Origin of the sequence: Brachybacterium sp. AOP25-B2-12 (genome assembly GCF_052378625.1) — a bacterium.
GTDB lineage: Bacteria > Actinomycetota > Actinomycetes > Actinomycetales > Dermabacteraceae > Brachybacterium.
Map to the genome: position 1 here is coordinate 143,223 of NZ_JBQSXW010000004.1, position 15,485 is coordinate 158,707.

Here is a 15,485-nt window from a genome sequence, read left to right on the forward strand (position 1 = left end):
GTCGCTGCACCACGGGTCCAGCAGGTCACCGGTACAGTGTGCCCGGCCCACGATATTCGTCCCAGGAGCGCCATGGCCGAGTCAGTCACCCCCGGGCGCGTCGCGGTCCTCGTGCACAACGACGCCGCCAACGACGCCCGCGTGCTCAAGGAGTCCGCGAGCCTGCGCGGCGCGGGGTACCGGGTCCGCATCATCGCCGTCGAGCGCCGCCTGCGGGGTCGCGCCGCGGGGCTCACGACCCTGGCCGACGGCCTGGACCTGCAGCGCGTCCCCGAGTTCGCCCTGGAACGGATCGCCCCGGCCCTGACGAGGCTGACCCGTCGACGCACCTCCGGCCCCGACACGGCGCCCGCGCCGTCCGTCCCCGGGGCCCCGCCCGCTCCCGGCCCGAGGACGTCCGATGCGGCCGAGCCGTCGACGGCCACCTCCGGATCCTCCGCACAGCCCGCGCCCCGCGCACCCCTGCCCCGCCGCCTCGCCGCCGACCTCGCCCGCCGCGCCTACCGCACCGTCGAGCTCGGCGTGTTCTGGTGGCGCACCGCTGCGGCCGCCCGCGCCTTCGACCCGGACATCGTCCACGCCAGCGACACCAACACCCTCGTCCCCGCCCTGGCCGTGCAGGCGCTGGCCCGTCGCGACGGACGCCGGGTGCGGATCGTCTACGACGCCCACGAGCTGTGGCGTCACCGCAACGTCGGCGAGCGCCGCGTCCTGGCCCCGCTCCTCGAGGCGGTCACCGAGCACGTCGGCGTCCCCCGCGCCGACGCCGTCATCACGGTCTCCGGGTCGATCGCCGACTGGCTGCGTCGCACCTACCGCCTGGACCGCACCCCGGAGCTCGTGCGCAACGTCCCGGTGGCAGGTCCGTTCCCCGACCGGTCCGCGGGCGTCCTGCACACCCGCGCGCACCTCGCGCCGACGGACCGGGTGATCGCCTACGGGGGCAGGATCACGACGGCCCGCGGCATCGAGCAGACCATCGCCGCACTGCCCCATCTGCCCGCCGACGTCCACTTCGTGCTGCTGGGCTACGGCGAGGAGGACTACCTCGCCACCGTCCGTGATGCGGCTCGGGACGCCCACGTCGCCGATCGGGTCCATCTCGTCGGGGCCGTCGCCCCGGACGCCGTCACGGCGGCGCTGGCCGATGGCGACGTCGCGGTGGTCCACGTCCAGCCGGTGTGCCTGTCCTACCGCTTCGCGCTGCCCAACAAGCTCTTCGAGTCGATCCGCGCCGGGCTCCCGATCGCGGCCGCCGACCTCCCGGACATGCGCGCCGTCGTCGAGGAGCTCGGGGTGGGCGAGGTGTTCGCCGGGGCGGATCCCGAGGGTCTCGCACGGGCCCTCGCCGAGATCCTCGCGGCCCCGGAGCCGTACCGGCGGCGGGCGCGCGAGGCCGCCGAGCACCTGACCTGGGAGGCCGAGGCCGCCCACCTGCTCGCGGTCTACGAGCGCATCCGGAAGGACGTCGGGAAGGACGTTGCCGCATGAGGGCCACGCTGGTCACCACCTGGTTCCCGACCGCCGTCGCACCCTCGCGCGGCTCCTTCGTCGTGCGGGACGCGCTCGCGATCGCCCGTCACGCGGACGTGCGTCTGATCCATCTGGTGCCTCCGGCCGATGACGACGGCACCCGCCGCACGCGCCACGAGGGCATCGACGTGCTGCGGATCCCGATGGATCCCCGGCGTCCCGATCGAGTGCTGCGCGCCGCACGACGGCTGTCGGCGGCGCTGGAGGGCGCCGAGGTCGTCCACTCGATGGCGTTCTCGACGCTCCTCCCGCTGGCCCTGCGCCGGCCCCGGGCCCCGTGGCTGCACACCGAGCACTGGTCGGCGCTGACCACCCCGCAGACGCTCCCGGCCCCGGCGCGCGCCGCCCTGCCCGTGCTCTCCCGCCTGCTCGCGCGACCCGATCGGGCCACGGCCGTGTGCGAGTACCTGGCCGCGCCGCTGCGCGCGGTGCGCGGTGCCCGGCCCACGGCCGTCGTCCCGTGCATCGTGGACCCGACGCCGCTCGTGCCCCGCCGGGAGCGCACCGACGGCACGCTGCGGCTCGTCTCGACCGGCGGCCTCATCGACCGCAAGGATCCGCTGGTGGCCGTGCGCACGGTCGCCGCGCTCGTCGCCCGCGGCCGGGACGTCCACCTCACGTGGCTCGGCGAGGGTCCCCTGCGCGCGGAGACGCTGGACCTGGCGGCCCAGCTGGGCGTCGCGGACCGCGTGGCCCTGCCGGGCAGCGCGAGCGCGGGCGAGGTGCGGGCGGCCCTCGGGCGCGCCGACCTGTTCCTCGGACCCACGCGCGCCGACAACTTCTTCGTCTCGGCGGCGGAGGCCCTCGTGGCGGGCCGGCCCGTGGTCCTGGGCGCCACCGGAGGCCAGGGCGAGTACGTCCGGGATGCCGTCGGCACCCTCGTGGACGCCCAGGATCCGCAGCGCTACGCCGCCGCGGTCGCGGACCTCGACGCCCGCACCCGGGACGTGACGAGCGCGGAGATCGCGGCGACCATCGGGGACCGCTTCTCGACCCCCGTCGTGGGCGCCGAGTACGCCGCGCAGTACCGGCTCGTGCGGCAGGAGGCGAGCCGCGCATGAAGCCCGTGCAGGTGGTCATCGCGTGCCACACCCCCGAGCGGCCCGTCGGCCGGGCGGTCGCCTCGATCCTGGAGGGCAATGCCGAGCACGCCGAGGTGCTCGTCGTCGCCCACAACCGCGCCGCCGAGGAGATCCGCGACGCGCTGCGCCCGGAGCACCGGGATCGGGTCCGGATCCTCGAGCACCGGGACGCGTACCGCTCGGCCTCCGGGCCCTTCAACGCGGGCATGGACGCGGCCACCGCTCCCTTCGTCGCGATCATGGGATCCGATGACACCCTGGCGCCGGGGGCCGTCGCCTCGTGGCTCGAGGTCCGCCGCGCGACCGGCGCCGAGTTCGTCGTGACCCGTCTCGCGCTCGGCGACGCGGCGCACGGCGTGCCCACGCCGGCCGCGCGGATGCTGCGCACGGGGCTCGCGGACCTCACGCGCGACCGTCTCGCCTACCGCTCGGCCCCCCTGGGGCTCCTGGACCGATCGATGCTCGCGCGCACGGGCGCGCGGCTGGTCGAGGGCGCGACGGTGGGCGGCGACGTCGGCATGGTCACCGAACTCATGGCGACGGTCCCCACCGCCTACGACCGGTTCGGCCCGCCATACGTGATCGGAGAGGACGCCGGGGACCGCGTCACCTACGTGATCCGGCCGCTGTCCGAGCAGCTGGGCTTCTTCCCGGACGTGCTCGACGCCCCCTGGTCCGCGCGCCTGCCCGCCACGGCCCGTCGTGCCGTGGCGACGAAGCTGCTGCGCATCCACGTCTTCGGCGCGGTGTTCTACCGCCAGGACGAGGCCGTCTGGACGCCGGACGAACGTGCCGCGCTCGCGGACATCACCGCGGGCGTCCTGCGCCGCGCCCCGGGCTGTGAGCTCCCGCTCTCGCGCGCGGATCGCCGGCTCCTGGACGCCTGCCTGGACCCGGCGGTGCCGGCTGGCGAGCTCATGGCCGCCGCCCGCGCACGCCGCCGCCACGGCCGCCCCGCGACGCTCCTGCCCCGCGACCTCACCCGCGCGCTGGACCGCGAGGCCCCGCTGCGCTTCATGGCGGCGTCGCTGGCCGTCCAGCGTCTGCCGGCACTGCGGTCGAAGGCACTGCGGTCGAAGGCACTGCGGTCCAAGGCACTGCTGACCAGGGCGCTGCGGTGACCGACCCTGCGGTCACTGCCCCTGCGGTTGCCGACCCAGCGGTGATCGAACCTGCGGCGGCCGGCCCTGCCGTGACCGACCCTGCGGCGGCCGTCCGCCCGGGACGGACGATCAGGCGGCCGAGAGCCCTCCCGGACCGCCGTCCTCCGCGATCGCCGCGATCGCACGTTCCCACGTGCGCACCTGGTGCTCGGCGCTCAGCGCACCGGACGCCGCATCGGCCGCGCGCTTCCACGCGTCGACGCGCTCGGGCGTGAGCGCCGCGAGCTCGGCGTGCATCGCGGCCGCGTCGGCCGCGGGCAGCACCGCCCCGATCCCGTGCTCGGTCACGACCTCGGCCATGTCCGGGGACGGCCCGACGATCACCCCGGTGCGCCCCTGGACGGCCTCGTAGAGCTTGTTGGGCAGGGAGTGCTCGAGGTTGAAGGTGGAGTGGGGGAAGACGACGAGGGACACGTCGTACTCGGCGACCGTGTCCACGAGGCGGTCGTAGGGCACGGGGTCGCGCAGGGCGACGCCGGGCACCTCGGCGGCCAGGGCGCCGAGGTGCTCGATGTACCCGGGCTCGCTCGGCATGAGCATGAGGTCCAGCACCGCGTGGCCCTCGAGACCCCGGATCGCCTCGATCATCGCCTCGAGGTGGCGGTTGCGCCGTGCGACGCCCGTGTGCAGCAGCCGGATCGGGGCCGTGGTGGGTCGCACGGGCAGGTCCCGATGCGCCGCGGCGTTCGTGACCACCTCGACCTCCACCCCGAACTGCGCCGCGTACTCGCGGGCGAGCCCCGGGGAGACGGTCGTGATCGAGCGCATCGAGGGCAGGCACGTGCGGCACAGCCAGCGCTGATAGGGCGCCACGAACCAGCGCCAGGTGCGCTGGTGCTCCTTCTCGCGAGGCGCGTACTCGTGGAGATCGGCATGGACCCCGCGGCGCGGCGCGAGCCAGAGCGCGAGCGGGAGGGTGTTGGTGTCGTTGGCGAGCACCACGTCCATCGTCCCCACCCGGTCCGCGAGCTGCTCGCGTGCCGCACGGACCGCGCTCATGGCCCAGTAGGCGCCGCGGTACCGGCGGGTGAGCAGATGCTCCTTGGAGTCGGGCCAGGCGCGGGCCCCGTCGGGAAGCTCGACGTGCTCGACCCCGGGGTGGGGGCGGGGCCCGAAGCCGACCGTCGTGACGGCGTACCGGTCCGCGAACAGGGCGATCTGGCGCTGCACGCGCGGGTCGCTCACGAGCCGCGAGAACGAGACGATCATCAGCCGGGTCATGCGGGGCCCTCCGTCTGCTCGACGGCGCCCCGTGGCGGTGCGCCGTCCGCGTCGATCACCTCGACCACGTCGACCCGGGCCCCGTCCGGTCGGGGCGCCCGCGCGAGACCGGCGAGCGCGGCCTGCTCGGCGAAGGCGGGCACGGCGGCCACGACCTCATCGAAGGTGCCCTGGGCGATCACCTGCCCCTCCTCCATGAAGAACACGATGTCGCAGTGCTGGATGGTGGCCAGGCGGTGCGCGATGGTGATGGTGGTGACCGCGTCGCCGAGCCCGCGGATCGCCGCGGTGACGGCGGACTCGGTCTTGGTGTCCAGGGCGCTCGTGGCCTCGTCGAGCACGAGCACCTGGGGGTCGCCGTACAGGCCGCGGGCGATCCCGAGCCGCTGCCGCTGGCCGCCGGAGAGCGTCGTGCCGCGCTCCCCCACGGTCCCGTCGATCCCGCCGGGGCGGTCCTGGATCGTGGTCAGCAGCTGCGCGCGTTCGAGCGCCACCTCGACACGTTCCCGGTCGACGTCGGCCGGGTCCCAGGTCAGGGCGATGTTCTCGCCGACGGACACGTCGAACAGCGCGACCTCCTGGGGCACGTAGCCCACCTCGGAGCGCCACTGGCGCAGGACCGTGGTGATGTCCTGGCCACCCACGAGGATCCGGCCGTCGCTCGGGGTCAGCAGGCCCAGCAGGAGGTCGACCATGGTCGACTTGCCCGCGCCGGAGGACCCCACGAAGGCCACCGCGGACCCGGCGGGGATCCGCAGGGACACGTCGCGCACGGCGGGCTCCTCACGACCGGGATAGGTGAAGGCCACCTCGTCGAGCACGATGTCCCGTGCACCGGACCCGAGCTGGGCGGAGTCGGGGCGCTCGGTGCGGGAGACGGCCTCGCGGGCGTCCTCGATGTCCCCGACGATGTACTCCGAGAAGGCGGCGTTGGTGAGGATGCGGTTCTGGGTGGACTGGAATCGCGTCAGGGACGGCACCAGGCGGAAGCCGGCGACCGCGAACAGCGCGACCGAGGACAGCGCGTTCTCGGGGCCGCCCGCGAGGTAGCCGACCACGCCCACGACGACGAAGCCGCCGACCATGCCGGCCTCGAGCACGAAGCGCGGCATCTGGTTGTAGTACTGGGCGAAGGCGCGGGTGTCGGCGGCCGTGCGGCGGCGCTCGGCGACGATCCGCTCGACCTCCTTCTCGTTGCCCTTGAGGGTGATCTCCTTGAGCGAGCCGATCACCTCGCCGAGCAGCTGCACCACCCGGATCGAGTTGTCGCGGTTGACGGCCCCGTTGCGCACCGCGAGCGGGGAGATGACGCGCGAGAGGACCAGGGCCACCAGCCCGAGGTAGATCAGGGTCGCCAGCGCGATCCGCCAGTCCATGATGAACAGGCCGACGGTGATGACGGCGATCGTCGCGAACTCGCTGATCACGGTCATCGACGGCATGAGCACGTTGGTGACGACGGCCGCGACGCCCGAGTCGACCATGCGGATGATCTCCGGGCTGGACTTGCGGGTGCGGTCGACCCAGGGCGCGGACATGTAGGAGCGGAACAGCATCTGGCCGATCGCGACCTCGTGGCGTGCGAAACGCCGGGTGGCGATGCGGATCGCCAGGAGGTTCAGCACGCTCTTGATGATCGTCAGGACCACGAAGACGCCCAGCAGCCCGGAGATGGGCAGGAACCCGCGGATCTGCCAGCCGACCACCGGAACGGTGACGGCCTCGGCCCCGCCGGTGATCCCCGGCAGCGCGATCGCGACCGCACCGAGCGCGGCGACGTCCAGCAGCGCCAGCAGGCTCATGACGATCCCGAAGGTCCACAGGAACCGGCGGGACTCCGCCGGGAGCACGGACATCGTGCGCAGGACGGTCTGGAGCGTGCGCTTCACGGGCGCCTTCCCTCTCGAGGTCCACGGGCAGGGCCCGCGCATGGTGCGATCACGCTACCGTGCACGCCGTCGAGCGAGGCCGTGCACGGCGCCGTGGTGTCGATCGGCACAGCGGTCCCCGCTAGCACAGCGGCTCGATCCGGTACAGCGCGTACGGTCCGTCCTCGTCGACCAGCACGAGACGGTCCGCGGGGATCAGCGCGAGGCCCTCGTAGAGGATCGCCGCCTCCGGGGCGATCGCCGCGCCGGACCGCGCGGAGCGGTCCACGTACAGGTGCGTCGGGGCGACGGCTCGGAGCGACGCGCACACGCGTGGGTCGTACCCGGCCTTGTGGGCGTAGCGCGCCACGCGTCGGGAATCGAGGGTCTGGGGCTCCGAGAGCGTCGGGAAGACGGTCTCGACGCCGCCGAGGGACCAGTACAGGGCGGTGCCGTCCCGCGGGTTGCCGATCACGACGGCATCGGCGGGGAGGCGCGCCGCGCTGCGCTGGATGAACTCCCGCTCCGCGGGGGTCACATAGGGCGCCAGCTGCACCCCGTACGCGGTGTACGCGAGGGACCCCACGAACGGCAGCCGGGTGGGCACGAGGATTGCCGTGACGGAGGTGCCCGCGAGCACGAGCACCAGCGCCGCGGCGGCGACGCGCCGGGCCCGGCCCTCCCGTCCGCGCCGCCACAGGGCCCGCACACCCAGCACTGCGAGCACGACGAGCGCGCACACGAGCAGCGGGGCGATCCGCTCCCGTGCCCCGTACCAGGGGTTGACCCAGGTGCGCGCGAGCGGCGAGGTCAGGTTCGTCAGGACGGTCAGGGCGAGGGCGAGCCCCAGCAGCACGATCGCCGAGGCCCCGAGGCGGCCCCGCGTGCGGACGGTCGCGACGGCCCCCACGACGGCCAGCGCCCACAGCGCGGCGACGGCCCACACCTCGACGCCCAAGGAGGCGATCCGGGGGCGTTCGAGGACCACCGAGGCCAGGAACTCGACCCAGGGCCACGGTGCGGCGGTGGTGAGGTCCATCGAGGCCAGCAGCACCCGGGAGCCCACCGCATAGGCGCCGAGCGCCAGGAGGATCCCCGCGAGGAGCAGGGCGCCTCGCCGTCGCGTGGCAGGGCGGAGCACGTCCAGCACGCCCTGGGCGATCATTCCTGCGAGCACGGCGACGGCGAGCGAGAACAGGGTCGAGGGGTGGGCCAGCACCATGCCCGTGAGGATCACCGGGTACGGCCACAGCGCCGCGGGGCGTCGCACGCCGGAGCGCAGGTCGTGCACGAGGGCCCACACCGCTCCGAGGGCCACCGGCAGGCACAGGGCTCCGAGCACGAAGGGCCACAGCCCCAGCACGAGGGCGATGACCGGCACCGACAGCGACAGCGGGGCGCATGCGGCCGCCAGGGCCGGCAGCACCCTGCGCTCGGCCGCCGGGGCGCGGCGTCCCAGCACGAGGGCGATCATCGCCCCGAGGGATCCGGGCAGAGCCGCGATCATCGCCAGGACCATCGCGTTGGCGGAGGTCACCGTGTCCCACGGAAGCAGGGCGGTGATGATGTCCCAGCCGGCGGGGTAGAACGTGGGCGCGTGGTAGATCCCCTCCAGCGCCGTGGGCAGGAATCCGTCCCGATCGGCGCGGATGTACTCGATCGCCGCGATGTGGAAGTACGCGTCGTAGCTCCCGTTGAGGGTGTCGATGCCCCCCATCCCCCGGGCGGCCGACATCGCCATCGCCAGGCCGATCCCGGCGCCGACCACGGCGGGAAGCCCGTCGAGCACGCGCTGTCGCGGCGATCGCGCGGCGGCCCCCGCGGATCCCGCCACGCCGTCGGAGCCACCGAGTTCTGCAGCATCACCGGTGAGGTCGGTCCGTCCGGAGCCGTCGTCCCCGCGCCGCGACCGGAGGCGCCGCCGGACCCACCGCCCGCCCGCGACGACGAGCACCACGACCGCCAGCTGCACTCCGGCGCCGAGCGGCGTCCACGGGATGCCCAGCGCCCTCCCGACGGCACCGAGGGCCACGGCGAGCACCACCGTCACCGCGGGAGCGGCGCCCCAGATCCATCCGAGGCGGGCGCCTCCGGCGCGCAGCACGAGCGCCCCGGGCCCGCACAGGAGGAGCCAGGCCAGCACGGTGGGCCCGAGCACGTCGAGCATCAGATGCCGATCCGGCAGGTCATGGGGTGTGGTCGGGGTGCAGCGCCTCGACGTACAGCTGCGCGACGGTCCCGGGGGTGCGGCGCGCGACCACCCAGGCACGGGCCTCCGCCGACAGCTCCTCGATGGTCCCGGCGGTCTCGACCTGGCGGACCCGCTCGACGGCCTCGTCGAGCCCCTCGACCACCCACTGCTCGGGGTAGATGACGCTCGCGCCGCCGTACGGGCGGGCGTCGGGCCAGTTCCGGATGAGCGGGGCACAGCCTGCGGCGAGCCCCTCCATGACGGCCTCGTGCACGCCCTCGTGCAAGGACGAGGAGACGATCCAGCCCACCTGGGACAGGATCTCCGGCACGTCCGAGCGCTGGCCCAGCACCTCGACGACACCGGGCGGGAACTGGGCGATCCGGGCTCGTACCCGATGCTGGAACGTCGTGTCGTCGGCCGGGGATGCGGGCAGCCCCGGACCCACGAGGAGGAGGCGATGGCGCGGGTCCCTCTCCCGCAGCCGCGCCAGGAGGTCGAGGGTGAACAGCACGTCCTTGACGGGACGCAGCCATCCCACCTGCGCCAGCAGGTACGGATCGCGTCCCGTGCCCGGGTCCGGGCCCAGACCGTAGGCCAGGAAGTTGTCGACCTGGATCACCTCGCCGGCGTGGTCCAGGTTCGGGGTGAGGTGGTCCAGGAGGGTGCGCACGTGCGGGGACACGAACAGGACACGGTCGATCACGTCGAACACCGTGAGCAGCGGGAACGGGGTGTACGCCTCGAAGCGGTGGAAGCGCGCCGTGGTGCGCCGCGGCATGAGCTCGAGCAGGGAGACCCAGGTGAGGACGTGATGCCCCCATTCGACGAGCACGACGTCGGCCCACTCGAACTCCGTGGCCAGCGCTGCGGGGGTGGGCAGCCTGGTGCCGGTCAGCGCGAGGTCCAGGCGAGCCCGGAGCACCCGGTCGCGGCTCGGACGCTCGGCGGGCGGGAGCTCGTCGACCTCGAAGCGCCGCACCTCGAAGCCCACGTGCTGCAGGGCCCGGATCACCGGATCCACGAACGTCCAGTTGCGCTGGGCCACGACGAGCAGACGCACGGGTGCGCCGTCGGTCAGCGTCCGTGGTGCAGGCCGCCGGGGTCCCTGGTCGAGGTCGGGATGGGCCAGCAGCAGACGGCCCACGGCGCTCGCGCGCAGCGGCGCCAGGAAGCCCTCGGGGTCCGTGATGAGGGGCGAGGTCGCCAGGCCGTAGTGCAGGGTCGCGTGGTAGGTCAGGCGCAGGGCCTTGTCGAACCACAGCAGGGCGTCGTCGAGGTGTCCCTGCGCCAGCAGGGCATCGGCGCGGGCGAGCTCGGCGCGCATCTCGGGCTGCCATGCCTGGGGCACGATCCCATCGTCCATGCGGGCCACGAGATCGAGGTAGCGGGCGCGCGCCCCGACCGCGCCGGGCAGCACACGCCCGGCCCGGTAGCCCGCACGGATCGCCCTGCGTGCGAGCACGTGCGCCCAGCCCGCCGGGCTCGTCACGGGGCTCCCGTGCCGGCGGTGGTCGGAGCCGTCCGTGCATCGCCGGAGGCGGACGGATCGACCACGACGGCGTCGGGGCGCACGACGCGGCCCTCGCGAGCCGAGGTCAGCACGGCCTCGACCGCGCGCACGGTCGCCAGCCCCTCCCGCATCGTCACGATGTTGGACGGGTCCCCGTTCACGGCCTCGCGGAATGCCTGGTGCTCGGTGGCCAGCGGCTCGGTGCGGGTCAGCGCGTAGCGCACCATGTCGCCCTCGCTGACCCCGCGGAAGGAGGCCATCGACTCCCAGACGTTGGTGGGGGCGGCGCCGTTGGCGTAGAACGTGAGGTCCGCGGAGACGGTGTCCCCCACGAGGGCGCCCTTCTCCCCGGTCACGACGGTCACGCGCTCCTTGAAGGGCGAGAGCCAGTTCACGAGGTGGTTGGTGATGGTGCCGCTGGCCAGGCGTCCGCTGACGGAGACCATGTCCTCGTCCTCGCGGCCGGAGCGGCGCGTGGAGAACGCCGCGACCTCCTCGAAGGGGCTGTGGGCGACCCAGGCGGCGAGGTCGAGGTCGTGGGTCGCGAGGTCCTTGACGACGCCGACGTCGGCGATCCGCGCCGGGAAGGCGCCCTGGCGACGGGTGGTGATCTGGTAGAGCTCGCCCAGCTGGCCGTCCGCCAGGCGCCGCCGCATCTCCTGCAGGGCCGGGTTGTAGCGCTCGATGTACCCGACGGCGCCGACGAGCCCTGCGGCCTCGAAAGCCGCGGTGATCTCCTCGGCCTCGGTGATGTCGAAGGCCAGCGGCTTCTCCACCAGGCAGTGGATCCCGGCCTCGGCGAAGGTGAGCGCCACGTCGCGGTGGAAGGCGGTGGGCACGGCGATCACCGCGTAGTCGATGCCCGCGGCCACGAGCGCCTCGGCGTCGGCCAGGATCTCGTAGCCGGGGGCCGCGCCGTGCGGGTCGCCGTAGGCATCGGCGACGGCCACGAGCTCCACGCCGTCCAGGGCCTGGAGGTTGCGGGCGTGGTGGCGTCCCATCATGCCCAGGCCGATCAGCCCGGCCCGCAGCGGGCGCCCGGTGGTCGCGGCGCTCATGCGCCGGCCCCCGCGAGGGTGTTGACGGCGGTGACGATCCGCTCGAGGTCCGCCTCGGACAGGCTCGGGTGGACGGGCAGGGACAGGACCTCCCGGGCCAGGGTGTCGGTGACGGGGAGGTCCAGCTCGAGGCCGTAGGAGGGCAGGCGGTGCACGGGCGTGGGGTAGTAGACGCCGCAGCCCACGTGGTGCTCCTCGCGCAGCGCGGTGGCGAAGGCGTCGCGCTCGACGGCGGTGGCCCCCTCGATCCGCACCGTGTACTGGTGGTAGACGTGGGTGGCCTGCGGGGCGACGTACGGGGTGCGCACTCCGGTCAGGTGCGCGTCGAGGTACGCGGCGTTGGCCTGGCGGGTGCGGGTCCAGCCCGCGAGGCGGGTCAGCTGCACGCGGCCGATCGCGGCGTGGATGTCGGTCATGCGGTTGTTGAAGCCGGCGATCTCGTTGGCGTACTGGACCTCCATGCCCTGGTTGCGCAGCAGGCGCACCTGGCGGGCGATGCTCGCGGACTCGCACGCCACCATGCCGCCCTCGCCGGAGGTCATGTTCTTGGTCGGGTAGAGCGAGAACATGCCGAAGGCGCCGAAGGTGCCCACCTGGCGGCCGTCCCAGGTCGCCCCGTGCGCCTGCGCGGCGTCCTCGGCGACCCACAGTCCGTGCCGGGCGGCGATCGCGCCGATCGCGGCGAGGTCGGCGGGGTGGCCGTAGAGGTGCACGGGCTGGATGCCCACGGTGCGCTCGGTGATCGCGGCCTCGACGGCGGCGGGGTCCAGCGTGAAGGTGTCGGGGTCCACGTCGACGAAGACCGGGGTCGCGCCGGTGACGGCCACCGCGTTCGCGGTCGCCGCGAAGGTGAACGACGGGACGATCACCTCGTCCCCGGCGCCGAGGCCGAGGGCGAGCATCCCGAGGTGCTGGCCCGAGGTGCCGGAGTTCACGGCGACGCATTCCCGGGAGCCGGCGAGCGCGGCGGAGAACTCCCGCTCGAACGCCGCGACCTCGGGTCCCTGGGCGATCATGCCCGAGCGCAGGACGCGGTCGACGGCCGCCCGCTCCTCATCGCCGATGAGGGGCTTGGCCGCGGGGATCATGAGCTCGTTCATGCGTGCTGTCCAGCTTTCGGGTCGTCGGTCTCGGGGGTCGTCGTCGTGCCGCGCACGGAGCCGGGCGGGGCGGTCGAGGCACGGGTCGCGTCCTCGGCGCGGCGCAGGCCGCCGCTCGTCTCGTCGGGCACGTACCACTCCCCGGTGCTCGGGCAGACCCAGGCGTCCGTGCCGTCGGAGGCGGGGTGCAGCTTCTCCCCGGAGCGCCCCACCCAGCCGATGCGCCGGGCGGGCACGCCCGCGACGAGCGCGTGCGGGACGACGTCGCGGGTCACGGTGGCGCCGGCGGCGACCATCGCCCAGGCGCCGATCCGGACGGGGGCCACGCACACGGCGCGGGCGCCGATCGAGGCGCCCTCGTCGCAGGTCACGCCCACGGGGGTCCAGTCGTGGGCGCTCTTGGGAGTGAGGTCGGGATTCACGGCGCGCGGGAAGTGGTCGTTGGTGAAGACGACGGCGGGCCCCACGAAGACCCCGTCGGCCAGCACCGCGGGCTCGTAGACGAGGGCGAGGTTCTGGACCTTGCAGCCCTCCCCCATCCGCACCCCGGAGCCGATGTACGCGCCGCGGCCGATCACGCAGTCGCGCCCCAGGACCGCGTCCTCACGGATCTGGGCGAGGTGCCACACGGCGCTGCCCTCCCCGATGCGGGCCGAGGCGGCGATGTCGGCGCCGTCGGCGACGCGGTACCCGCGGTCGGACGAGGTCGGAACGGTCTGCGGATTCTCGTCGTGCATGCCTGCGAGCCTATCCGTTCGGTCCGACGTCACAGGGACGCGCGCAGGGACTCACCCTTGGCCAGCGCCGTCTCGCGCAGGGCGCTCTGGAAGTCGACCATGCGTGCGCGCAGCGCGAGCGCGGCGGGATCCGTGCCGGCGGCGAGGATCCGCGCGGCCAGGAGCCCGGCGTTGCGGGCCCCGCCGATGGACACGGTGGCCACGGGCACCCCTGCGGGCATCTGCACGATCGACAGCAGGGAGTCCATGCCGTCGAGGTGGCGCAGCGGGACCGGCACCCCGATCACGGGCAGGGGTGTCACGGCGGCGAGCATCCCGGGCAGGTGCGCGGCACCGCCTGCACCGGCGATGATCACGCGGATCCCCCGGTCCGCGGCCGCGCGGCCCCAGGCGATCATGTCCTCGGGCATCCGGTGGGCCGAGACGACGTCGACCTCCGCGGCGATCCCGAGCTCGGCGAGCACCTCGGCGGCGGCCGCCATGACGGGGTGGTCGGAGTCCGAGCCCATCACGATGCCGACCACCGGCGCGGCGTCCGGAGCGGGTGCGCCGCTCGACGCGGGGCCGGGGTCCGCAGCGGACGTCGAGCCCGATGCCTGTGCTGCCTGCTCGGCGGGGTGTGCGTGTGCCACGGATCCTCCTGGGTCCTGGCCCGGCACATGCCGGGGCCGCTGCTGATGGTCGTGCGCCCCATGCTCGGGGTGGTCGTGCACGGGGTCGTCCTGCTCGGGATCATCGTGCTCGGCGGCATCGTGCTCGACGGCGTCGTGCACCGGGTCGTGATGCACGAAGGCGTCGGGGCCGGACATCCCCGGTCTCCCCTCAGGCACGTCCGTCGGTGCCGCTCCCGCTCCCGTCGACACCGTCGTTCCTGTCCTGGATCCCGCCCTCGATGATCGTGCGCTCGGCCCGGTGCGCGCGGCGCAGCAGGTCCTCACGATCCGCCCCGATCACGGTCACGTGGCCCACCTTCCGTCCCGGACGCACGCCCTTGCCGTACAGGTGGACCGTGATCCCGGGATCGAGGGCCATGGCCTCCGCGGCACCGGCCGCGAGGTCCTCGCGGGTGCCCCCGAGGAGGTTGACCATCACGGCCCAGGGCGCGAGCGGGGTGACGTCGCCCAGCGGCAGGTCCCGCACGGCGCGGAGGTGCTGCTCGAACTGCCCGGTGACGGCGCCGTCCATGCTCCAGTGGCCCGTGTTGTGGGGGCGCATGGCGAGCTCGTTGACGAGCACCGTGCCGTCGGCGGTCTCGAACAGCTCGACCGCGAGCATGCCCACGACGTCGAGGTCCGCGGCGATCGCGAGCGCGAGCTCCTGGATCGCCCGCGCGCGCCCGGGCTCGAGGTCGGGCGCCGGGGCGACCACCTCGAAGCAGACGCCGTCGCGCTGGACGGACTGGACGACCGGGTACGCCACGGCCTCGCCGCCGGGGCGGCGGGCCACCTGGGCCGACAGCTCCCGGGTGAAGGGCACGAGCTCCTCGACGAGCAGCGGGCCGCCGGTGCCCCACCAGTCGGCGACCTCGGCCGCGTCGGAGACGACGCGCACGCCGTGGCCGTCGTAGCCGCCGCGGGGCGTCTTGACGACGGCGCGTCCGCCGAGCTCGCCGAGAGCCGTGGCCAGCGCCGCGGGGTCCGCGGCCTCGGACCAGCGGGGGCAGGGATGCCCCAGCGCCGTCAGCCGTCGGCGCATGACGAGCTTGTCCTGCGCGTGGACCAGGGCGTGGGGGCCCGGGCGGACGTGGGCGAGTCCCTCCGCGACGATGCCCTCGAGGATCGCCGGGGGCACGTGCTCGTGGTCGAAGGTCAGCACCTCGCACGTCGCGGCGAGGGCGCGCACGGCATCGGCGTCGTCGTGACGTCCCAGCCGGACGTCGTGGGCCACGCGGGCCGCGCTCTCGGAGGGATCGGTCGCCAGAACGGTGATCGGGAGGTCCAGCTCGATGGCCGCGGGGAGCATCATCCGGGCGAGCTGGCCCGCACCGATGACGCCGGTCGAAGAGGTCTCAGGCACGCC

At 74.3% G+C, this 15,485-nt stretch carries 12 protein-coding genes; 3 read left to right on the top strand and 9 right to left on the bottom strand.

Features of this window, described 5'->3' with window-relative positions; translation table 11 throughout:
* The first annotated feature begins 72 nt into the window (after positions 1-72).
* The 3 genes from ACT3TZ_RS04630 to ACT3TZ_RS04640 are packed head-to-tail and all read left to right on the top strand — an operon-like array spanning position 73 to position 3,736.
* Positions 73-1,491 (top strand): glycosyltransferase, encoded by a 1,419-nt coding sequence (locus ACT3TZ_RS04630; protein ID WP_444582220.1) that lies wholly within the window; start codon positions 73-75, stop codon positions 1,489-1,491.
* Positions 1,488-2,594, top strand: coding sequence for a glycosyltransferase (locus tag ACT3TZ_RS04635; RefSeq protein ID WP_444582221.1), 1,107 nt, complete (start codon positions 1,488-1,490; stop codon positions 2,592-2,594). Before ACT3TZ_RS04630 ends, ACT3TZ_RS04635 begins: the two co-directional genes overlap by 4 nt.
* A complete protein-coding gene (locus ACT3TZ_RS04640) occupies positions 2,591-3,736 on the top strand; it encodes a glycosyltransferase (protein ID WP_444582222.1) in 1,146 nt (381 codons plus the stop codon). Before ACT3TZ_RS04635 ends, ACT3TZ_RS04640 begins: the two co-directional genes overlap by 4 nt.
* Before the next feature lie 111 nt (positions 3,737-3,847).
* Here the strand turns inward: ACT3TZ_RS04640 and ACT3TZ_RS04645 are convergent, their stop codons facing one another.
* From ACT3TZ_RS04645 to ACT3TZ_RS04685, 9 genes are all read right to left on the bottom strand, one after another.
* The gene (locus tag ACT3TZ_RS04645; protein ID WP_444582223.1) at positions 3,848-4,999 is read right to left on the bottom strand and encodes a glycosyltransferase family 1 protein; all 1,152 of its coding nucleotides are present in this window, start codon (positions 4,997-4,999) and stop codon (positions 3,848-3,850) included.
* Positions 4,996-6,888 (bottom strand): ABC transporter ATP-binding protein, encoded by a 1,893-nt coding sequence (locus tag ACT3TZ_RS04650; RefSeq protein ID WP_444582224.1) that lies wholly within the window; start codon positions 6,886-6,888, stop codon positions 4,996-4,998. The genes ACT3TZ_RS04645 and ACT3TZ_RS04650 overlap by 4 nt, the downstream gene beginning before the upstream one ends.
* A gap of 121 nt (positions 6,889-7,009) precedes the next feature.
* Positions 7,010-9,034 carry a DUF6541 family protein gene (locus ACT3TZ_RS04655; RefSeq protein ID WP_444582225.1) on the bottom strand — a complete coding sequence of 675 codons (2,025 nt, stop codon included), beginning with the start codon at positions 9,032-9,034 and terminating at the stop codon, positions 7,010-7,012.
* 19 nt (positions 9,035-9,053) lie between these two features.
* Complete coding sequence (locus ACT3TZ_RS04660) at positions 9,054-10,550, bottom strand: glycosyltransferase (protein WP_444582226.1); 1,497 nt, start codon at positions 10,548-10,550, stop codon at positions 9,054-9,056.
* Positions 10,547-11,629: a Gfo/Idh/MocA family protein gene (locus ACT3TZ_RS04665; RefSeq protein WP_444582227.1), complete on the bottom strand. Its 1,083-nt coding sequence runs from the start codon at positions 11,627-11,629 to the stop codon at positions 10,547-10,549. The genes ACT3TZ_RS04660 and ACT3TZ_RS04665 overlap by 4 nt, the downstream gene beginning before the upstream one ends.
* Positions 11,626-12,729, bottom strand: a complete 1,104-nt coding sequence (locus ACT3TZ_RS04670) for a DegT/DnrJ/EryC1/StrS family aminotransferase (protein ID WP_444582228.1) — start codon at positions 12,727-12,729, stop codon at positions 11,626-11,628. Before ACT3TZ_RS04670 ends, ACT3TZ_RS04665 begins: the two co-directional genes overlap by 4 nt.
* Entirely contained in the window at positions 12,726-13,466 is a 741-nt protein-coding gene (locus ACT3TZ_RS04675; protein WP_444582229.1) for an acyltransferase, read from the bottom strand. The genes ACT3TZ_RS04670 and ACT3TZ_RS04675 overlap by 4 nt, the downstream gene beginning before the upstream one ends.
* A 29-nt stretch (positions 13,467-13,495) precedes the next feature.
* Positions 13,496-13,975 (bottom strand): 5-(carboxyamino)imidazole ribonucleotide mutase, encoded by a 480-nt coding sequence (purE, locus tag ACT3TZ_RS04680; RefSeq protein WP_444582289.1) that lies wholly within the window; start codon positions 13,973-13,975, stop codon positions 13,496-13,498.
* A 313-nt stretch (positions 13,976-14,288) separates the two neighbouring features.
* A complete protein-coding gene (locus tag ACT3TZ_RS04685) occupies positions 14,289-15,431 on the bottom strand; it encodes a 5-(carboxyamino)imidazole ribonucleotide synthase (protein WP_444582290.1) in 1,143 nt (380 codons plus the stop codon).
* Positions 15,432-15,485 lie beyond the last annotated feature (54 nt).

Excerpts from the sequence above, each read along its gene's own strand:
- ACT3TZ_RS04630 (WP_444582220.1), top strand. The coding sequence starts at position 73 with ATGGCCGAGTCAGTCACCCCCGGGCGCGTCGCGGTCCTCGTGCACAAC.
- ACT3TZ_RS04635 (WP_444582221.1), top strand. The coding sequence starts at position 1,488 with ATGAGGGCCACGCTGGTCACCACCTGGTTCCCGACCGCCGTCGCACCC.
- ACT3TZ_RS04640 (WP_444582222.1), top strand. The coding sequence starts at position 2,591 with ATGAAGCCCGTGCAGGTGGTCATCGCGTGCCACACCCCCGAGCGGCCC.
- ACT3TZ_RS04645 (WP_444582223.1), bottom strand. The coding sequence starts at position 4,999 with ATGACCCGGCTGATGATCGTCTCGTTCTCGCGGCTCGTGAGCGACCCG.
- ACT3TZ_RS04655 (WP_444582225.1), bottom strand. The coding sequence starts at position 9,034 with ATGCTCGACGTGCTCGGGCCCACCGTGCTGGCCTGGCTCCTCCTGTGC.
- ACT3TZ_RS04665 (WP_444582227.1), bottom strand. The coding sequence starts at position 11,629 with ATGAGCGCCGCGACCACCGGGCGCCCGCTGCGGGCCGGGCTGATCGGC.
- ACT3TZ_RS04670 (WP_444582228.1), bottom strand. The coding sequence starts at position 12,729 with ATGAACGAGCTCATGATCCCCGCGGCCAAGCCCCTCATCGGCGATGAG.
- ACT3TZ_RS04675 (WP_444582229.1), bottom strand. The coding sequence starts at position 13,466 with ATGCACGACGAGAATCCGCAGACCGTTCCGACCTCGTCCGACCGCGGG.
- purE (WP_444582289.1), bottom strand. The coding sequence starts at position 13,975 with ATGGGCTCGGACTCCGACCACCCCGTCATGGCGGCCGCCGCCGAGGTG.
- ACT3TZ_RS04685 (WP_444582290.1), bottom strand. The coding sequence starts at position 15,431 with ATGATGCTCCCCGCGGCCATCGAGCTGGACCTCCCGATCACCGTTCTG.